This is a genomic window from Clostridium isatidis (genome assembly GCF_002285495.1).
Classification (GTDB): domain Bacteria; phylum Bacillota; class Clostridia; order Clostridiales; family Clostridiaceae; genus Clostridium; species Clostridium isatidis.
In genome coordinates, this window is the sequence record NZ_CP016786.1 from 41,575 (window position 1) to 60,871 (window position 19,297).

Consider the following 19,297-nt stretch of genomic DNA (forward strand, 5'->3'; position numbering starts at 1 on the left):
ATTGGGTAAATTAAAAGTATATAATAAATAGAAAAGGAATTATATTTATGGAAGTAGATATTTTAATAAATTTACTAGAGGAACATAATGAAGGAAGTATTTTAGTTTCAAAAAAGTTTAAGCCTAGGGAAGTAATATTTTTATATGAGGAAAAAAATAAAAATATATTAGAAGCAATGAAAAATTATTATAAAGATAACCTTCCCCTAATAAAATTTAATGCTATTAAGATTAAAAAGGGAGAAGTGGAGAGATTAGAAGAAATAATAAGAATTAATAAAAATAAAAAGCTTTTAGTTAATTTAACTGGTGGAAGTAGAATAAACTCAATAATTTTATTAAATACATGCAAAAATTATAAAGTGAAGTCAATTTTTATTAATATAAAAGATAAAATTCTATATGTCATAGATGAAGATATAAAAATTATAAGGGAAGAATATGAAGACTTAGAATTAAGCAGCATTTTAAAGGCATCAGGCAAGGAAATAGTATATGATTCTAGTGAATTCCTTAATAATAAAAACTTAGAATATATAACTAAAAATATATATAAAAATTTAGACATATGGCACAAGTATAAGCAAAGACTTTATGATATAAAGGTGTTTAGTCATAGTGAAGAAGACAATAAAAGAATTATTATAAAAACAAAATTGTTAGATAATGATGAAAGGAAACTTTTAGATAAAATTCTATTAAAATTAAGGGAGATGCAAGAAATAGCTTTTAAAAATATTAGTGATAGTGAAATAGAAGTTAAATTTAAAAATGATTATTTAAAGCCTTTTATATTCAAAACAGGTACTTGGCTTGAATTTGCCACAAGATTAATAATAAGTGAAATTGAAGGTATAGATGAGGTTAAAAGCGGCCTAGTATTTCTTTGGGATTATTCTAATTCAATTATTAAAAACGAAGTAGATGTGGTAGCAGTAAAAGATTCTGTAGTAAGCTGCATATCTTGTAAAGATAGCGAAAAGTATGATGAAGATGCCTTAAATGAATTAAATGTATATGCCCTTAAGATAGGTGGAGAAGATGCAAATAAAATATTAGTTGCAACTAAAGAACCTATTAAAAATACAATAAAGGAAAGAGTTAAGGAAATGAATATAAGCTTAATAATATTTGATGGAAATGAAGAAGAGTTTAAAAAGGAAATAAAAAAAGCAATATATAAAAATAATAAAAGCTGATTATTTTCAAAAAATGAAAATGTTTACTAATTCCCTCTTATATAATTAAATTATAAATACTAATTAATGTGGGGGGAATAATATGAGTAAAAAACCATTAAAAATAGTTACAATAGGTGGAGGTTCCAGCTATACTCCAGAACTTGTTGAAGGATTAATAAAAAGATATGATGAAATGCCTGTAAGTGATTATTGGTTAGTTGATATTGAAGAAGGAAAAGAAAAATTAGAAATAGTAGGTGCCTTAGCAAAAAGAATGGTAGAAAAAGCCGGAGTACCTATGAATATTCACCTAACTTTAGATAGAAGAGAAGCTTTAAAGGATGCTGATTTTGTTACTACACAATTAAGAGTAGGCTTATTAGATGCAAGAGTTAAGGATGAAAGAATCCCTTTAAGTTATGGTTTTTTAGGCCAAGAAACAAATGGTGCTGGAGGATTATTTAAGGCATTAAGAACTGTTCCAGTAATTTTAGACATTGCAAAGGATATGAGTGAATTATGTCCTGATGCTTGGTTAATAAACTTTACTAATCCAGCAGGGATAGTTACTGAAGCTTTATTAAGATATGGTGTTCATAAAAAGGTAGTAGGAGTATGCAATGTTCCAATAGGAATGGAATTTGGCTTTGCAGATGCTCTTGGAGTAGATAAAGAAAGAATAACTGTTGACTTTGCTGGATTAAATCATATGGTCTATGCTGAAAGAGTATATTTAGATGGAAGAGATGTTACATCTCAGCTTATAGATATATTAACAAACAATAATTCAAAGTCACAAACAATGGCAAATATTGCAGCACTTGATTGGGACCCAGCAACTATAAAGGCTTTTGGAGTACTTCCTTGCCCTTATCATAGATATTATTATAAAAAACAAGAAATGTTAAATCATGAACTTGAAGAATTTAAAAATGGAAAAACAAGAGCAGAAGTTGTTAAGGAAGTAGAAAAAAGACTATTTGAACTTTATAAGAATCCAGAATTAAAGGATAAGCCAGAAGAATTATCTAGACGTGGTGGTGCTCATTATTCAGATGTAGCTTGCAACGTTATAAATGGTATATATAATGATAAAAATACCATTATTGCAGTTAACACTAGAAATAATGGTACCTTAAAACAATTTGAGGATGCTTCAGCTATTGAAGTAAGCTGTTATGTAGGTAAAAATGGTCCAGTACCAGTAGAAACAGTTACAGATCTTCCTATCTTTGCTCAAGGCTTAGCAGGTCAAATAAAAGCTTTTGAAAGACTTGCAGCAGAAGCAGCATACACAGGAGACTATAATACAGCTTTAGCAGCTATGGTAACAAATCCATTAGTAGCTGATGATAAAAAAGGTAGAAAACTTTTAAATGAGATGTTATTAGCTCATAAAGATTATTTACCACAATTTAAAAAGGTTATAGATGTTTTAGAAAAGGTTGAAAGAGCAGAATTTTAAAAATTGAGAACTTACAATACCAAAATTTAAGAATAAATTTATAAGGAAGTGTACAATGCACTTCCTTATTGTTTTTATGGTTAGTATAGTTTAAAGTATTTTAAAACTGCTAATATTAATTACTATAAAGGCTTCCATATCTAATATAAATATATTCAATTAGAAAACTTAGATCATATCTATGGCTTTGAGGAAATTCATTAGAATTATTTTTTGGAGGTAGATGTATTATATAATCGCTTCTTTTTTCGTATTCCGGTATTTTTTTTTCTGTAATGATAACTAATGAAGCTGAGCTTTTTTCTATTTTTCTCCATAATCTTTCATGATATATAGGAAACCTACCTGTTGGAGAAATTAGAATAGCTAGGGAATTTTCATCTAAAGTATCTGCCAATTTTTCTTGATCTTGAACATCAATGGCATGAAAAATTAGTTTAGAAATATTAGCAAGTTTTCTTTGAAGATCCTGGGCCATTAATTGTGAAAATTGAGTTCCAAATATGCATACATTATTTTTTGAATAAATAAGTTCTATTACTCTATCTACAATTTTTAAATCAAGGAAATTCTTTAAATTATTTATTTCGGTTATTATTTGACTTGTCATATCTTCAAATATAGTTTCTCTTGAAACATTATTATCAAGAGTTTTGTTTTTTATTATTTCTTCATTAATATTTATATTTATTTTTATACTTCTTTTAAATTCTATTAGGCTGGAATAGCCTAGTTTATGGCAAAACCTTGTTATAGCAGCAGGAGAAGTATAACAAAGATCGGCTAGTTTATTTATAGACATATCAGGAATTAATCTTATGTTTTTTAGCATATTAATTGCAATATTATAATTAATATCATTTTCTTTGCTGCTATTTAAAAATAATAATAACCTATAAATTAAATCACCCATAATAATACTCCTAACTAATAATCTTTTTGCCTATCGAGGAACCCATTAAAACTTTACATTCAAAGCCTTTATTTGTTTGCTCAATTATATCCTCATCAATTTTTACTTTTCCTTTTTTCAAGAATAATATTGTGGTGGAACCTCCAAATTTAAAATATCCTTTTTCAGCGCCCTTTTCAACTTTAGTATTAGGTTTATAAGTTTGAATTATTGATCCAACACAAGTGGCACCAACTTCTATATGAAGCACATCACCAAAATTTTCAGATTTAAATATTGACCATTCTCTTTTATTTTGACAATAAAGTTTAGGAATTTTTTCAATAGCTATAGGATTAACTGAATAATAATTTCCATTTATAAAGTGATTTTCTAGAGGGATTCCCTTATCTATGAAGTGAAATCTATGATAATCTGTAGGGCATAATCTTAAAATTAAACAAGTTCCTCCTTCATATTGTCTAGCTATAGTATCATCAGCTATAAGTTCAGATAAGTTATAGTGAATTCCTTTTACTTGAATTAACTTATCTATAGATATATTTTCGTAGGCCAATAAACGCCCGTCTCCCGGAGAAATTAATATATTATCTTCTTTATTAATAGGTCTTGCTTCTTTTTTTAATTCCCTTATAAAAAAGTCATTAAAGCTTTCAAAGTCAGTTTCTCTCTTTAAAAAGTAATTACTATCTATATTAAATTCCTTAATAAAGTCAGGAATCTTTCTTTTACTAAATTTGCTATCACAATAAAAGCCATAAAGTTTAGAAAATAATTTCTTTTTAATAAATAGTTCAGTTAGGCTTTTTCCTAGTGGTGACTCATAACACCATTTTAAATATTTATCTCCTGCTACTTTTTCAATTTCATATTTTCTTTTTTCTCTATTATATACTTGTATCATAAGTTACCTCATAAATTATATTTTATGATATTATAATAACATAAATATAATACTAATTAAATTATATAAATATGGAGGTTTATTATGTTAGAGGGAATTGTAGAATTAGTAACGCCGATAATTATTAGTATTCTTGAGTTAATGGGGATATTAATAATAATAGTAGGAGCAATTAAGGCTTTTTACAAATTTGCACTAGGAATACTTACAAAAAAGAGTTTTCCAATAAAGGTAGAATTTGCTCAATCATTAACTTTAGCACTTGAATTTAAATTAGGAGCGGAAATTTTAAAAACAGTTATAGTAAGATCCTTAGAGGAAATGTACATATTAGCAGCAATAATCATCTTAAGAGCCATTTTAGCCTTTGTTATCCATTGGGAAATGAAAGAATAGTAGATGTAAATAATGAAAATATAATAATTTTTAAATAAAGTTTAGAAAAAATAAAAATTGTTAAAAAAGTATCTAAGAATAGATAAAAAAATTATAAGTTTTTTACAAAAAACATCAAAAATGAAGTCTGCTGGATATAATTTACTGAAAAAGAAGGTTGTCCAATTGATAAATTTGTCGTAAAATCAAATGTGGAGAAAATCGCGCCAATACAAATAATTGTGAAATAATAATAATTATTATAAGTTGAATACATAGTAATTATCAAAGCACTTATAGGGGGAGTTTTTAAATGAAGAATATAACTATAAATGGCATTAATATAACAGTAGATGATGATTCAAATTTAATGAAAGTTGCTAAAGAAAACGGAATAGATATTCCAGCCCTTTGCTTTCTTGATGATTGTAGTAATGTTGGACAATGTGGTGTATGTTTAGTAGAAATAGAGGGACAAGATGAACTTCAAAAAGCTTGCTGTATAAAACCAGAAGATGGAATGGTTATTAATACAAGTACAGAAAGAGTTCAAGAACAGGTTAAATTAAGAGTTTCTGAACTTTTAGACAAGCATGAATTTAAATGTGGACCATGTAGCAGAAGAGAAAACTGCGAGTTCTTAAAATTAGTAATTAAAACTAAGGCTAAAGCATCTAAGCCTTTTATAGTACAAGATAAATCAGAATATGTTGATGAAAGAAGTGCATCTATAGTAATAGATAGAACAAAATGTGTTAAGTGTGGTAGATGTGTTGCAGCTTGTAAGACTAAAACTAGTACTGAAATAATTAAATTTATAGATGTAGATGGAGATAAGATTATCGGAACAGATAACTTAAAGTGCTTTGATGAAACAAATTGCTTACTATGTGGACAATGTGTAATTGCATGCCCTGTTGCTGCATTACAAGAAAAATCACATATTGATAGAGTTAAGGAAGCCTTAGCAGATGAAAAGAAACATGTAATTGTAGCTATAGCACCATCTGTTAGAACAGCAATGGGTGAAGCCTTTAAAATGGGATATGGAGTTGACGTAACAGGTAAACTTTATACTGCATTAAGAATGCTTGGTTTTGATAAGGTATTTGATATTAACTTTGGAGCTGATATGACAATAATGGAAGAAGCTACAGAGCTTATACAAAGAATTAAAAATGGAGGACCATTCCCTATGTTTACTTCTTGCTGTCCAGGTTGGGTAAGACAAGTAGAAAATTATTTCCCAGAATTCTTAGGAAATTTATCAACTGCTAAGTCACCTCAACAAATATTTGGTACAGCAAGTAAAACTTATTATCCAGCAGTTGAAGGATTAGATCCAAAAGATGTATTCACAGTTACAGTAATGCCTTGTACAGCTAAGAAATATGAAGCTGACAGACCAGGAATGGAATTTGAAGGCATAAGAAATATAGATGCTGTAATTACAACAAGGGAATTAGCTAAAATGATAAAAGATGCAAAAATCAAATTTGCTGAATTAGAAGATAGTGAAGTTGATCCAGCAATGGGAGAATACTCTGGTGCAGGTGCTATCTTTGGTGCAACTGGTGGAGTTATGGAGGCAGCTTTAAGATCAGCTAAGGATTTTGTTGAGGGAGAATACTTAGATAAGATTGATTATGAAGAAGTAAGAGGTCTTGAAGGAATAAAAGAAGCTGTTGTTGAAATTGGTGGAGAAAAATATAATGTTGCAGTTATTAATGGATCATCAAACTTATTTAAGTTTATGAATAGCGGTAAACTTAATGAAAAGCAATATCATTTTATAGAAGTAATGGCATGTAATGGTGGATGCGTAAATGGTGGTGGACAACCACACGTAAATGCAACAGATAGGATGAATATAGATATAAGAAAAGTAAGAGCATCAGTTTTATACAACCAAGATAAGAATATTGTTAAAAAGAGAAAGTCACATGAAAATAGTGCATTATTAAAAATGTATGATACTTATATGGGTAAACCAGGTGAAGGTAAGGCTCACGAATTATTACATTTTAAATATACTAAATAAGCTAATTTAGGGGAACTGCTACAATTTTTGTAGCAGTTTTCTTTGCATAAAATAAAAGGCAAAAAAGATTATTTTTTAATATATAAGGCTTATGGAGGTTTTTGTTTTTTGAAAATTTTTGTATTTAATTTATGATATAATTATCAGTAAATGTATAAATGGAGGGGATTTTATGAAGTACTTAGCTTCCGATTTGGATGGAACATTGCTCCAAAAAGATGACTCTATAAGAGAAGAGGATGTACAAGCTATATTAAGATTTAAGTCTGAAGGAAATAAGTTAATTATTTCTACAGGAAGGCCCTTAGAAGGCATAAAAAGAGCTTTAAATAATTATCCTCAAATAAAATATGATTACCTAGTAGCTTGCAATGGATCAGTAGTATTAGATAAGGATGATAATGTTATATACGATAATTATATTGATGCTGAAATTGCTAAACTTATATTTAAAGATATTATAGAATATAAAAATATGTTTGTTCATTTTGAAAATGAGGGAATTGCTTATTCTATAGAGACTGAGATTGAAGTGAAAAATCAAATAGGAGAATTATTTAAAAATATACTTCCTAAGGAAATAGTATTAAATGAAAACAGGAAGTACCCAATAATAAGTGTAATGGCAATAGATGAAGATATAAAGGCAGCTGAAGAAATAAAGAATAAATTAATTAAAAATTATGGAGATAGAATTGAAGCCTTTAGAAATCAATTCTTTGTTGATATAGCTCCTAAAAACTGCTCTAAGGGAATTGCATTAAAAAATTTATCAGATAAGATAGGAATTAAGTTAGAAAATTTATATGTTATAGGTGATTCTTATAATGACATTTCAATGTTTGAGATAACAGATAAAAGCTTTACCTTTACTTATGCAGAAGATGGGGTAAAGAAGCAGGCTAATAATATAGTTAATAGCGTAGCTGAATGTATTAATAAGATACTTGTATTCAATTAATATTGGAAAATATTTTACAAAAGGTTTAAAAAGGCAGATTCGATTAGAATCTGCCTTTCACTATATATTAATTTATTTAGTTTTTCCAGAGAACTCTAAGTATTCATCATAAGTCATAACTCTATCAACAATTGATCCATCTTCTTTAATATCAATGATTCTATTTGCAATAGTTTGAACAAATTGATGGTCATGAGATGAGAATAATACAACACTCTTGAAATCTCTTAATCCATTGTTTACAGCTGTAATAGATTCTAGGTCTAAGTGGTTTGTAGGTTGATCTAAAATTAGTACGTTAGCTGTAGATAACATCATTCTAGATAACATACATCTAACTTTTTCTCCCCCAGATAAAACTTTAGCTTTCTTTAAAGCTTCTTCTCCTGAGAATAGCATTCTTCCAAGGAAGCCTCTTAAGTAAGATTCAGATTGTTCTTCTAGGGTATTACCAGCATATTGTCTTAGCCATTCAACTAAGTTTAACTCACAGTTTTCAAAGAATTCTGTATTATCTTTAGGGAAGTAAGAGGTTGTTATTGTAATTCCCCATTTATACTCCCCAGCATCTGCTTCCATTTCTCCAGTAATTATCTTAAATAGAGTTGTAATAGCAATATCATTATCACCAATAAAGGCAATTTTATCATCCTTATTAACTCTAAAGCTTACGTTATCTAAAACTTTAACTCCATCAATAGTTTTTGTTAAGCCTTCAACTACAAGAATATCATTACCTACTTCTCTTTCAGGCTTAAATCCAACGAATGGATATCTTCTGCTTGATGGCTGGATATCATCTAATGTTATTTTTTCTAATAATTTCTTACGAGAAGTTGCTTGTTTAGATTTTGAAGCATTAGCACTAAATCTTGCAATAAATTCTTGTAATTCCTTAATCTTTTCTTCCTTCTTCTTATTTTGTTCCTTAGCCATTTTTAATGCTAATTGGCTTGATTCATACCAGAAGTCATAGTTACCAACATAGAACTTAATTTTTCCAAAGTCAACGTCGGCCATTACTGTACATACAGTATTTAAGAAATGTCTATCGTGAGATACAACTATTACTATACCTTCAAACTCTAAAAGGAAGTCTTCTAGCCAGTTAATTGCTTTTAAATCTAAACCGTTAGTAGGCTCGTCTAGAATTAATATTCCAGGATTACCAAACAATGCTTGAGCTAAAAGAACTTTAACTTTATCACTTTCGGCTAATTCAGACATTCTCTTATAATGCATATCTGTTCCTATGCCTAGGCCTTGAAGTAATGATGAAGCATCTGATTCAGCCTCCCATCCATTCATATCAGCAAATTCACCTTCAAGTTCAGCTGCTTTTATTCCATCTTCTTCTGAAAAGTCTGCTTTTGCATAAAGGGCATCTTTTTCCTTCATTATGTCATATAATCTTTTGTTACCCATTATTACTGTTTCTAAAACTTCATATTCATCAAAAGCATAGTGGTCTTGTTTTAAAACAGACATTCTTGTATTAGGATCAATATGAACTTCCCCAGTGTTTGGTTCAATTTCTCCAGATAGAATTTTTAAAAATGTACTTTTACCGGCGCCGTTTGCACCAATAACACCATAACAGTTACCAGGTGTAAACTTTAAGTTTACATCTTCAAATAGCTTACGACCGCCAAATCTTAAACTTACGTTTGATACAGTTATCACTAAAACAACCTCATTTCTATATTATTCATTTCGTTATTATATCATATAAGTTAACATATTTTCACCTAAAGGTAAAACAAATATTAATAAATTTTCTTGGAAAGAGAGGAAGTAAGAATTTTTTTAAACAATTATTAAAAACGTGTTGACAAAATATTCCTAAACACATATAGTTAATTACAAGAGTAATGAACCAAATAAGCAAGGAAGAATAGTATACTATAAGGAATATATAAAGGAGGTATGTAATGAAATTAGATTTTAATAGTGAAATACCAATATATATTCAAATAGCCCAGTCTATTGAAGATGGTATTTTAAAAGGAATATTTAAAGAGGATGAAGCAATCCCATCAACTACAGAAATATCAGTAAAATTTAAAATTAATCCAGCGACAGTGGCAAAAGGCTTTAATTTGTTAGTAGATGAAGGAATAATTTATAAAAGAAGAGGTGTTGGAATGTTCGTTTCAAAGGGGAGTAAAGAAATTCTAATACAAAAGAGAAAAGATAGTTTTTATAAAAATTATGTAGTGGCATTAATAGAAGAAGCTAAGAAGTTAGGAATATCTATAGAGGATATTATAGAAATGATAAAAAGGGGGAATAGTTGTGGCTCTAATACAAATATCTAATTTGTCAAAAAGCTATGGCAATAATTTAGTTTTAAAAAATGTAAATTTAACAATAGAAGAAAATAAGATTTATGGTTTATTAGGAAGAAATGGTGCAGGGAAGACTACTTTATTAAATCTTATAAATAATAGAATTTTTCCAAGTGAAGGTAGTATTACTATAGATGGGGAAAGTGTTATAGAGAACGATAAGGTAACAAGAAAAATATATTTTATGACAGAACAAAACTTGTATCCTGAAAGTATGAAGATAAAGGAATTACTTAAATGGAGCAGGGAATTTTATGAGAATTTTAATATGGATTATGCATTAGAGCTTTGCAAAAAATTTGGGCTTAATATAAATAAAAAATTTAAAAATCTTTCTACAGGATATTCTTCTATATGTAAAATAATTATTACACTTGCTTCCGGAGCGGAAATATTAATTTTTGATGAACCAGTTTTAGGATTAGATGCAAATCATAGAGATTTATTTTATAAAGAGTTAGTTTCTAATTATATCGAAGAGCCGAAAACAATTATAATTTCAACTCATATTATAGAAGAAATCTCAGATATTTTAGAAAAAGTAATCATAATAAAGGATGGGGAAGTTCTTAGCGATAAAGAAGTAGAAAGTCTTTTAGATGAGGCATATATAGTATCTGGACCAGCAGAAAAAGTTGATGAATATATTTCTTCTAAGAAATGCATTAATGTTGATTCTCTTGCAGGATTTAAAGCAGCAACGATAGCAGGTAAAATATCTAAAAATGATAAGAGGGAAATCGAAAGAATGAACTTAGAAATTTCTAAGGTTGAACTTCAAAAGTTGTTTATATATCTAACTGGTAAGGAGGGAACTATCTAATGGAGATAAAAAAGGTATCAAAGTACTTTTGGAGCGTGATGAGAAAATCATTAATAATATATTACTCTATTTGCATGCTATTTTTGTTATTATCTGCTCTTTTTACTATAAATACTAAGGGAGAAGTGACTATCTCAGGAGGGGAATTTTCAACAGTTATATTTTCTTTTGTAGCAGGAATAGCTATGTTTAAGGAAATTTTTCATTTTATAAAAGCCAATAATATATCAAGAAAAACTTTTTTAATAGGAACAGCTTTATCAATAATACCAATATCAGGGGTTATGTCTATTATTGATATCATAATAAATAGGTTATATAATTTATTTACTAAAAGTCCAACTATATATGATATGGGATTTACTGACTACAATATAGTTAGCGGTATGCTTGGAGAGGTTTGGGTTCAACAAAATGATATTATAACTATCATTAATACTTTCTTATTTCAAATGTCACAGTATTTAATGTTTTTTGCATTGGGGTCTGCAATAGCTATGATTTATTATAAATGCAATAAATTTATGAAAATAGTAGTTTCTATTTCTCCAGTAATGGCTATTATAATGATAAGCGTGTATATGTATAATTATCCATATATAGCAAATAAAATAACTAGATTTATGGAATATATTTTAGGAATAAATCCTAATAATGTCTATGCTCCCATATTAACATTTATAGTTTCTTTTGTTTTATTAACTGGAGTTTCATATTTGTTAATTAGGAAAATGGTAGTCAAGGAAAAATAATCAATTCAATAAAAAAGAGAAATTATATAAAGGCCATAAGGCCTTTAATAATCTCTCTTTTTTCCACTATTTAGTCATAGCAGATAGCATCCAAAGATTTTTGTTATAATCTTTAATATGATCTTCCATTTCAGCAATAATTTCAAAATCTCCAGCTTCATCAGCTAAAGTTCTAATGTTTAATGCTAGATTCTTCATAAGCTGCATATCAGCTATTATAATATCTAAAACTTCTTTAGTTGAGAAATCAACATTTTCAGCTAATTCTTTTACAGTTGCAATTTCTAAATAAGTTTTTAATGAAGCGGCAGGATATTCGCCCCTAATTTTTAATAACTCGGCAATTTCATCATATAGCTTGAAATATGCATCATATAATCCTTCTGTAAATTCATGAATAGCTTTAAATTGTTCGCCAACAACGTTCCAGTGTAAATTGTGAAGTTTAACATTAAGTACTGCTAAATTAGCAAGATATTGATTAAGTTCTTTTTTCATAAATTTTTCCTCCTTCTATATATTAAATTTATCTATATTATTCTGTACTCTTTACATCTTTTCTATGTATTAATAGTATCATTATATAAATGAAAAGTCAATTCAATTGATAAAGAAAATCATTATCAAATAATAGTTGTTATTTGATAATGAAATGTGCGATCAAAATTAATAATGTACAATGGAGGAGTACTATCTTCATTGTACATTATTTTATTGAAAAGTTTTTATATTATATAAAAGAAAACAGATATAAAGTGGCAAAGGCTGCCTAACATTATAAATATATGAAATATTTCATGAAAGCCAAATTGACCAAATTTCATCTTTTCAGGCTTTAAACCATAAATTACTCCTCCTATTGTATATAAAACCCCTCCAATAATTAAGAAGAGTAAGCTTGGAAAGTCTAAGACATTTGATAAAGGTTTTATTAAAAAAGCAGCAGCCCAGCCTAAAGCTATATAGAGAGCAGTTTGTAGCCATCTAGGACAATTAAACCAAAGGAGTTTAAATATTATGCCTAGAATTCCTAATGCTGAAATTATTATAAAGAACAAAGTTCCATTAAAATCTTCTAATGCTATTAAACAATAAGGAGCATAGGAGCCTGAAATTAATACAAAAATCATTGAATGATCTAATTTTCTTAAGGTTAGAATAATATTTTCCTTACACTTTACCCCATGATAAGTTGAAGATGTTAAATATAGCAGGCATAAGCTTACTCCGAATATTACTAGGGCTGAAATTCCCTTTCCATTTAGTCCGTTAATTATTCCTTTGGTAGTCATTAAAATTAAAGCAATAAGAGATAAAACAAAGCCTATTCCATGAGTTAAGCAATTTATAGGTTCTCTTAATTTAGTTATTGATTTCATAATAAAGTATTCACCTCTCAACATATAGTTTTTAAAACTATGTATTATTATAGTAATATTAACTATTATATTTATGAATGTCAAAGCTTCTATTTATTAATAATGACTAATTTTTCTTATTTTTATTCACTTATCTTGAAATATCTTAAGCTTTCTAGTATATTTAAATATATAAATCACAACAAGTAGTTTTAAAAACTATATGGAGGAAGTTATGGATACAAAGGAATTAATGGAATTATTTAATAGTTTAAATTTAAATAAGCAAATATCTTTAGAGGAGTTACCAGAGCTTGATTTATATATGGATCAGGTGATTCAATTATTTGATAATAAGTTTAAGGACAGTAAGAGAAAGGAAGATGATAAGGCCTTAACTAAAACTATGATAAATAATTATTCTAAAGGAAAGTTATTAATGCCTGTTAGAAATAAAAAATATACAAAAGAACATTTAATATTAATGAGTCTTATATATAATTTAAAGGGTGCATTATCAATAAGTGATATTAAAAGTGTGTTAAATACTATAGTAGGGTCTTTAGAAAAGAATGAGGGTTATCCATTAAGGGAATTATATAAATTATTCTTAAGTAGAAATGAAAGAGCTGTTAATGAAGTAGAATGCTCTATAGAAAACATAGGAAAGGATATTGAAAATATAAAATCTAATGGTGAAATTCAAATTAATGAATTTGAGAGAAATTTCTTATTGTTAGTTTCTTTTATAAGCATGAGTAATATGTATAGAAAAATGGGAGAAAAACTAATAGATGAATATTTTAATAAACTTTAAAAGAAATTTTTTAGTATTTTTTAATTAAGACTATTTCTCTAGAAAACAATGTATTATAATAATTATTAAAATTAAAGTGAAATTAATATATAACTTGGGGAGAATAAAAATGAGTAATAGGGATAAAATAAAAGATTACAAAAGAATAGTAGTAAAGGTTGGAACATCCACATTAACTTACGGTAATGGAAAAATAAATTTATCTAGAATAGAAAAGCTGGCCAGAATACTTTCGGATATTATGAATTCTGGGAAGGAAGTTGTTCTTGTAACTTCTGGGGCAATTGGAGTTGGAGTTTCAAAACTTAATTTAAAAGAAAAGCCAACAACGATAAGAGAAAAGCAGGCTGTAGCAGCAGTTGGGCAATGTGAACTTATGCATATATATAGTAAGTTTTTTGGAGAATACAGTCATGTAGTAGGTCAGGTTTTATTAACAAGAGATGTTGTTGAAGATGAGCATGTTAGAAATAATGTTTGTAATACCTTTGAAACCTTAATAGAAAATCAAATAATTCCAATAGTAAATGAAAATGACACAGTATCTATTGATGAAATTGAAAATATTGTTAGGTTTGGTGATAATGATAATTTATCTGCTATAGTATCAAAATTAGTTAAGGCAGATATTTTAATAATATTATCAGATATTGATGGATTTTATGATTCTGATCCAAGGAAAAATGAAAATTCTAAATTAATAAGAGAAATATCAGAAATAACTGAGGAATTAGAAGCTTGTTGTGGTGGAGCTGGAAGCAGTCTAGGAACTGGTGGAATGATAACTAAACTTACTGCAGCTAGAACTGCAACAGCGGCTGGAGTTGATATGGTTTTAGCGAATGGAGAAAATCCAGAAATACTATTAAATATTTTAAATGGAGAAGAGATAGGAACATTATTTGTTTCAAATAAAAAGTAATATAAAAATAGGAGTTGAGGGCTATGAAAACAGTAAGAGAATTAGGAAAAAGAGCTAAGGAAGCTTCTTATGATCTTGGGGTTGCATCAACATCGGAAAAAAATAAGGCTTTAGAGCTTATGGCATTAGCTTTACTTAAGAATAAGGAAGAAATAATCAAGGCAAACGAAATAGATATTGAAAAAGCAAAGGAAAAGGGTACTCCTGCTTCCCTTATTGATAGGTTATATTTAAATGAAGAAAGAATAGAAGGAATGGCTAAAGGAGTTAGAGAAATAGCAGCTCTTGATGATCCTGTTGGAGAAGTAATAGAAATGTGGAAGAGACCAAATGGTCTTCAAATTGGTAAGCAAAGAGTTCCAATGGGAGTTATAGGAATAATATATGAAGCCAGACCAAATGTAACTTCTGATGCAGCTGCCTTATGCTTAAAAACGGGAAATGCAGTTATTTTAAAAGGTGGAAGTGACGCTATAAATTCTAACAAGGCAATAGTTAAAGTCCTTGTAGAGGAAGTTAAGGAAGCTGGATTACCAGAGGCTTCTATTCAGCTTATAGAAGATACATCAAGAGAAGCTACAACGGAAATGATGAAGTTAAATGAATATATAGATGTTTTAATTCCAAGAGGAGGAGCAGGGTTAATTCAAACTGTTGTAAAGAATGCTACAGTTCCTGTTATAGAAACAGGGGTAGGTAACTGTCATATTTATGTTGATGAAAATGCTGATTTTGAAATGGCTAAAAATATAATAATTAATGCTAAAACTTCTAGACCAGGGGTTTGTAATGCAGCGGAAAAAATAGTAATTAATGAGAAGATAGCTGCTGAATTTTTACCTATAATAGTAAAGGAACTTAGAGAAAAGTCTGTTGAAATCAGAGGAGATAAAAAGGTAATAAATATTCTTAAAGATGTAAAAGCTGCTACTGAAGAAGACTGGGGAAGGGAATATTTAGATTATATAATAGGAGTTAAAATCGTTAAAGATGTAGATGAAGCAATCAGTCATATAAATAAATATGGTTCAGGACATTCAGAAGCAATAATTACTGAAAGCTATAAAAATTCTCAGAAATTCTTAAATAAAGTAAATGCAGCTGCAGTATATGTTAATGCTTCAACTAGATTTACTGATGGCGGTGAATTTGGTTTTGGAGCAGAAATTGGAATAAGTACTCAAAAACTTCATGCAAGGGGTCCTATGGGCCTTAAGGAACTAACAACAGTAAAATATATAATCTATGGTAATGGTCAAATCAGATAATTTAGGTGGTAAAGAGTGATATTAGATAAAGAATTAATAACTTATAAAATCAAAAATTTTAATGATTTATCTATAGATGAATTTTATGAAATAGCAAAAGTTAGATATGAAGTTTTTGTATGCGAACAAGTAATAACCTGTGAGAATGATTTTGATGATAAGGATAAAGAAGCCTACCATCTATTAGTGTGCTATAAAGATAAACTTATAGGATATTGTAGAATATTGAAGGCAGGAGTTTCTTATGATGCCCCTTCTATTGGCAGAGTTCTTATTTTGAAGGAATATAGAGGGTCTGGTATTGCTAAAGAAATGATGAAAAAAGCTATGGATTTTATTTTCTATAAATTAGAAGAAAATGAAATTAAATTATCTGCACAGCTTTATGTAAGAAATTTATATGAAGCATTAGGTTTTGAGGCTGTATCAGATATATATGAGGAAGCTGGAATAGATCATATAAAGATGCATTATATAAAATAAAAGATATTATCACAAAAAGAAGAGTAGAAACACTCTTCTTTTTTGTAATTTATACCACGAATTGTTATAGGACTTTTTAAGGGTGAATGTTCGTGTTTTTACCCGATTATGAATACGTTAACAAGAAAAATATGGATTTTTATTAAAGAATTTAATAAAAAATAATAAAAAACAAAATAACTATTGCACAAATACGAATAAAATGTTATTATGCTAATGTAATATTCGTTGATACGAGGAGGCAATTATGGAAAAGTTTTTTAAACTTAAGGAAAACGGAACTGACTTAAAAACAGAGTTGTCAGCAGGGTTAACTACTTTCTTAACTATGGCATACATATTATTTGTAAATCCATCAATGTTATCTTTAACTGGTATGGACAAGGGTGCTGTATTTGTAGCAACAATTCTTGCATCAGCTATAGGTACTTTAGTTATGGGATTAGTAGCTAATGTTCCTTTTGCACAAGCACCAGGAATGGGATTAAATGCATTATTTACTTTTACAGTAGTATTAGGACTTGGCTTTACTTGGCAACAAGCCTTAGCTATGGTTTTTATTTGCGGAATTATTAATATTATAATAACTACTACTAAATTAAGAAAAATGATAATACAAGCTATTCCAGAATCACTTCAATATGCTATATCTGGTGGTATAGGTTTATTTATAGCTTATTTAGGACTTAAATCAGCTCGTTTTATTAACTTTACTGTTGAACCAGCTAATGCTATTGCAGAAGGTGCAGTATATTTTGATGCAGTACCATCTCTTACTGTTTTTAAAGATCCAGTAGCAGTATTAGCATTAATAGGTTTAATAATAACAATAATACTGATGTTATTAAATGTTAAGGGATCAATTTTAATTGGAATAATTTTAACAACAATAATAGGTATTTTTAATGGTGTTACTCAAGTGCCAGATTTTTCTTCAATAGATTTTGGAGTTCCAAGTTTATCACCTACATTCTTAAAATTAGATATTGCAGGATTATTTAGTGATCCATCAAAGATATTCCTAGTTCTTACAACAATATTCTCCTTTTCATTATCAGATACTTTTGATACAATAGGAACATTCCTAGGAACAGGAAGAAAAGCAGGAATATTCGATGCAGAAGATGAAAAACTATTTAACGAAGGAGTAGGTTCTAAATCTAGACTTGATAAAGCATTATTTGCAGATGCTATAGCAACTTCAACAGGTGCATTATTAGGTACAAGTAATACAACTACTTATGTAGAGAGTGCAGCAGGTATAGGTCAAGGTGGAAGAACAGGTTTAACATCTGTAACAGTAGCGGTATTATTCTTATTATCTTTATTCTTATCACCAATTATAGGTATGGTACCAGGAGCAGCAACAGCACCAGCATTAATCGTAGTTGGAGTTTTAATGATGGATTCTATTAAAAATATTGAATGGGGCGAATTTGAAGTTGCCGTTCCAGCTTTCCTTGTAGTAACATTTATGCCTTTCACTTTCAGCATAACAAATGGTATTGCAGCAGGATTTATAGGTTATTGTATAGTTAAAATATTTAAAAAGGAAGCAAAGGATGTTCATCCTATAATGTATATAGTTACTTTATTATTCTTATTAAACTCCTTCATTCAAGCATTAAGCTAAAAATTTATATTAACACTTAGTAAGGGCTGTATCAAGTGATTTAAAATCAATTTGATACAGCTTTTTTATTTTTAAGGATATCATTCATATTGAATAATATTTATATTTTTATAACAATATGATATATTGAAAATTAAAGTTAATTATTTAAATATAAATGGAGGATTTTTTATGGGGAAGCATGATAGTAGGAGCTGTGTATTAATAACAGGTGCTACTACAGGAATAGGATATGAATTAGCAAAACTATATGCTGAGGAGGGGTATAATTTAATATTAATAGCAAGAAATAAGGCTAAATTAGAGGAGAGAAAATATGAGCTTAATTTATTATATAATGTTAATATTCATATATTAGCTTTAGATTTAGCTCTTGATAATTCTTGCGAGGAAATAATAAATTATATAAATAGAAAAAATCTAACCGTTGATGTTTTAATAAATAATGCAGGAGTAGGTACTTTTGGATATATTGCTGAAATAGACCTAGAAGAAGAAATGAAGCTAATAGATATTAATATTAAGGCCTTAACGAAACTTACTAAATTGATTCTGCCTTCAATGATAGAAAATGGAGAAGGAGCAATATTAAATGTTGCTTCAACAGCAGCCTTTTGTGCAGGTCCAAAGATGGCTGTTTATTATGCATCTAAAGCTTATGTTCTTAATTTTACAGAGGCTCTTTATGAAGAAGTAAGGGATAGGGGAATTAAAGTAAGCTGCTTATGTCCAGGAGCAGTAAAAACAGAATTCCAAGATAGGGCAGGAATAAAGAAGAAGGAAATAGCAAAGAAAAACTTAATGTTGCCTAAGGATGTAGCAAGAATAGCTTATAGGGATTTCAATAAAGGAAAGTTAATAATAATACCTGGTTTTAAAAATAAGTTAATGGTATTTTTAAATAAACTTATGCCAAGGTCTTTATCAAGAAAGATAATTTTATTTATGAATAAGGAAAACTAAATACAGTGTGGAGTTAGGAGTTAAGAGTTTAAAAGGATAAAAGTCATACAACAAATTTGTTTGTGTATGACTTTTTGTTTTTAAGCATTT

19 protein-coding genes are annotated in these 19,297 nt (G+C 28.5%); 14 read left to right on the forward strand and 5 right to left on the reverse strand.

Annotation, left to right across the window (positions count from 1 at the left end; genetic code table 11):
• Positions 1-47: 47 nt before the first annotated feature.
• Together BEN51_RS00185 and BEN51_RS00190 are read left to right on the forward strand one after the other, a co-directional pair.
• Positions 48-1,199, forward strand: coding sequence for a Card1-like endonuclease domain-containing protein (locus BEN51_RS00185; protein ID WP_119864114.1), 1,152 nt, complete (start codon positions 48-50; stop codon positions 1,197-1,199).
• An 82-nt stretch (positions 1,200-1,281) separates the two neighbouring features.
• Positions 1,282-2,646, forward strand: coding sequence for a 6-phospho-beta-glucosidase (locus BEN51_RS00190; protein ID WP_119864115.1), 1,365 nt, complete (start codon positions 1,282-1,284; stop codon positions 2,644-2,646).
• 115 nt (positions 2,647-2,761) lie between these two features.
• Here the strand turns inward: BEN51_RS00190 and BEN51_RS00195 are convergent, their stop codons facing one another.
• Together BEN51_RS00195 and BEN51_RS00200 are read right to left on the reverse strand one after the other, a co-directional pair.
• On the reverse strand, positions 2,762-3,559 hold the full coding sequence (locus BEN51_RS00195; protein WP_119864116.1) for a MurR/RpiR family transcriptional regulator: 798 nt from the start codon (positions 3,557-3,559) through the stop codon (positions 2,762-2,764).
• Between the two features lie 10 nt (positions 3,560-3,569).
• Positions 3,570-4,463 carry a phosphatidylserine decarboxylase gene (locus BEN51_RS00200; protein WP_119864117.1) on the reverse strand — a complete coding sequence of 298 codons (894 nt, stop codon included), beginning with the start codon at positions 4,461-4,463 and terminating at the stop codon, positions 3,570-3,572.
• An 84-nt stretch (positions 4,464-4,547) separates the two neighbouring features.
• Here BEN51_RS00200 and BEN51_RS00205 point away from each other — a divergent pair, with 84 nt between their 5' ends.
• The 3 genes from BEN51_RS00205 (at position 4,548) to BEN51_RS00215 (ending at position 7,840) form a co-directional block, all read left to right on the forward strand.
• Positions 4,548-4,859: a DUF1622 domain-containing protein gene (locus tag BEN51_RS00205; protein ID WP_119864118.1), complete on the forward strand. Its 312-nt coding sequence runs from the start codon at positions 4,548-4,550 to the stop codon at positions 4,857-4,859.
• Positions 4,860-5,151: 292 nt separating this feature from the next.
• The gene (locus BEN51_RS00210) at positions 5,152-6,879 is read left to right on the forward strand and encodes a ferredoxin hydrogenase (protein WP_119864119.1); all 1,728 of its coding nucleotides are present in this window, start codon (positions 5,152-5,154) and stop codon (positions 6,877-6,879) included.
• Between the two features lie 172 nt (positions 6,880-7,051).
• On the forward strand, positions 7,052-7,840 hold the full coding sequence (locus tag BEN51_RS00215; RefSeq protein ID WP_119864120.1) for a Cof-type HAD-IIB family hydrolase: 789 nt from the start codon (positions 7,052-7,054) through the stop codon (positions 7,838-7,840).
• 72 nt (positions 7,841-7,912) lie between these two features.
• Here BEN51_RS00215 and BEN51_RS00220 read toward each other — a convergent pair whose 3' ends face one another.
• Entirely contained in the window at positions 7,913-9,523 is a 1,611-nt protein-coding gene (locus tag BEN51_RS00220; RefSeq protein ID WP_119864121.1) for an ABC-F family ATP-binding cassette domain-containing protein, read from the reverse strand.
• A 248-nt stretch (positions 9,524-9,771) separates the two neighbouring features.
• Between BEN51_RS00220 and BEN51_RS00225 the strand changes: the two genes are divergently transcribed.
• Genes BEN51_RS00225 through BEN51_RS00235 form a run of 3 tightly spaced genes read left to right on the forward strand, consistent with a single transcriptional unit; the run spans position 9,772 to position 11,763 of the window.
• On the forward strand, positions 9,772-10,158 hold the full coding sequence (locus tag BEN51_RS00225; RefSeq protein ID WP_119864122.1) for a GntR family transcriptional regulator: 387 nt from the start codon (positions 9,772-9,774) through the stop codon (positions 10,156-10,158).
• Complete coding sequence (locus BEN51_RS00230) at positions 10,136-11,011, forward strand: ABC transporter ATP-binding protein (protein ID WP_119864123.1); 876 nt, start codon at positions 10,136-10,138, stop codon at positions 11,009-11,011. The genes BEN51_RS00225 and BEN51_RS00230 overlap by 23 nt, the downstream gene beginning before the upstream one ends.
• Entirely contained in the window at positions 11,011-11,763 is a 753-nt protein-coding gene (locus BEN51_RS00235; protein WP_119864124.1) for a hypothetical protein, read from the forward strand. The genes BEN51_RS00230 and BEN51_RS00235 overlap by 1 nt, the downstream gene beginning before the upstream one ends.
• Positions 11,764-11,829: 66 nt before the next feature.
• Here BEN51_RS00235 and BEN51_RS00240 read toward each other — a convergent pair whose 3' ends face one another.
• On the reverse strand, positions 11,830-12,261 hold the full coding sequence (locus tag BEN51_RS00240) for a Dps family protein (RefSeq protein ID WP_119864125.1): 432 nt from the start codon (positions 12,259-12,261) through the stop codon (positions 11,830-11,832).
• Positions 12,262-12,488: 227 nt separating this feature from the next.
• Positions 12,489-13,142 (reverse strand): PAQR family membrane homeostasis protein TrhA, encoded by a 654-nt coding sequence (trhA, locus tag BEN51_RS00245; RefSeq protein WP_119864126.1) that lies wholly within the window; start codon positions 13,140-13,142, stop codon positions 12,489-12,491.
• Between the two features lie 214 nt (positions 13,143-13,356).
• On the opposite strand from trhA, the gene BEN51_RS00250 reads away from it, so the two are divergent.
• The 6 genes from BEN51_RS00250 (at position 13,357) to BEN51_RS00275 (ending at position 19,207) form a co-directional block, all read left to right on the forward strand.
• The gene (locus tag BEN51_RS00250) at positions 13,357-13,938 is read left to right on the forward strand and encodes a DUF1836 domain-containing protein (protein WP_119864127.1); all 582 of its coding nucleotides are present in this window, start codon (positions 13,357-13,359) and stop codon (positions 13,936-13,938) included.
• A gap of 109 nt (positions 13,939-14,047) precedes the next feature.
• Complete coding sequence (proB, locus tag BEN51_RS00255; protein ID WP_119864128.1) at positions 14,048-14,860, forward strand: glutamate 5-kinase; 813 nt, start codon at positions 14,048-14,050, stop codon at positions 14,858-14,860.
• Positions 14,861-14,883: 23 nt separating this feature from the next.
• Positions 14,884-16,128, forward strand: coding sequence for a glutamate-5-semialdehyde dehydrogenase (locus BEN51_RS00260; RefSeq protein ID WP_119864129.1), 1,245 nt, complete (start codon positions 14,884-14,886; stop codon positions 16,126-16,128).
• Between the two features lie 15 nt (positions 16,129-16,143).
• The gene (locus BEN51_RS00265; protein ID WP_418219550.1) at positions 16,144-16,611 is read left to right on the forward strand and encodes a GNAT family N-acetyltransferase; all 468 of its coding nucleotides are present in this window, start codon (positions 16,144-16,146) and stop codon (positions 16,609-16,611) included.
• 247 nt (positions 16,612-16,858) lie between these two features.
• Complete coding sequence (locus BEN51_RS00270) at positions 16,859-18,244, forward strand: NCS2 family permease (RefSeq protein ID WP_119864130.1); 1,386 nt, start codon at positions 16,859-16,861, stop codon at positions 18,242-18,244.
• 171 nt (positions 18,245-18,415) lie between these two features.
• The gene (locus BEN51_RS00275) at positions 18,416-19,207 is read left to right on the forward strand and encodes an SDR family NAD(P)-dependent oxidoreductase (protein WP_119864131.1); all 792 of its coding nucleotides are present in this window, start codon (positions 18,416-18,418) and stop codon (positions 19,205-19,207) included.
• Positions 19,208-19,297 lie beyond the last annotated feature (90 nt).

Coding starts and splice junctions, on each gene's coding strand:
- BEN51_RS00225 (WP_119864122.1), top strand. CDS start 9,772: ATGAAATTAGATTTTAATAGTGAAATACCAATATATATTCAAATAGCC.
- BEN51_RS00205 (WP_119864118.1), top strand. CDS start 4,548: ATGTTAGAGGGAATTGTAGAATTAGTAACGCCGATAATTATTAGTATT.
- BEN51_RS00275 (WP_119864131.1), top strand. CDS start 18,416: ATGGGGAAGCATGATAGTAGGAGCTGTGTATTAATAACAGGTGCTACT.
- BEN51_RS00210 (WP_119864119.1), top strand. CDS start 5,152: ATGAAGAATATAACTATAAATGGCATTAATATAACAGTAGATGATGAT.
- BEN51_RS00270 (WP_119864130.1), top strand. CDS start 16,859: ATGGAAAAGTTTTTTAAACTTAAGGAAAACGGAACTGACTTAAAAACA.
- BEN51_RS00215 (WP_119864120.1), top strand. CDS start 7,052: ATGAAGTACTTAGCTTCCGATTTGGATGGAACATTGCTCCAAAAAGAT.
- proB (WP_119864128.1), top strand. CDS start 14,048: ATGAGTAATAGGGATAAAATAAAAGATTACAAAAGAATAGTAGTAAAG.
- BEN51_RS00260 (WP_119864129.1), top strand. CDS start 14,884: ATGAAAACAGTAAGAGAATTAGGAAAAAGAGCTAAGGAAGCTTCTTAT.
- BEN51_RS00190 (WP_119864115.1), top strand. CDS start 1,282: ATGAGTAAAAAACCATTAAAAATAGTTACAATAGGTGGAGGTTCCAGC.
- BEN51_RS00235 (WP_119864124.1), top strand. CDS start 11,011: ATGGAGATAAAAAAGGTATCAAAGTACTTTTGGAGCGTGATGAGAAAA.
- BEN51_RS00185 (WP_119864114.1), top strand. CDS start 48: ATGGAAGTAGATATTTTAATAAATTTACTAGAGGAACATAATGAAGGA.
- BEN51_RS00195 (WP_119864116.1), bottom strand. CDS start 3,559: ATGGGTGATTTAATTTATAGGTTATTATTATTTTTAAATAGCAGCAAA.
- BEN51_RS00240 (WP_119864125.1), bottom strand. CDS start 12,261: ATGAAAAAAGAACTTAATCAATATCTTGCTAATTTAGCAGTACTTAAT.
- BEN51_RS00200 (WP_119864117.1), bottom strand. CDS start 4,463: ATGATACAAGTATATAATAGAGAAAAAAGAAAATATGAAATTGAAAAA.
- BEN51_RS00250 (WP_119864127.1), top strand. CDS start 13,357: ATGGATACAAAGGAATTAATGGAATTATTTAATAGTTTAAATTTAAAT.
- trhA (WP_119864126.1), bottom strand. CDS start 13,142: ATGAAATCAATAACTAAATTAAGAGAACCTATAAATTGCTTAACTCAT.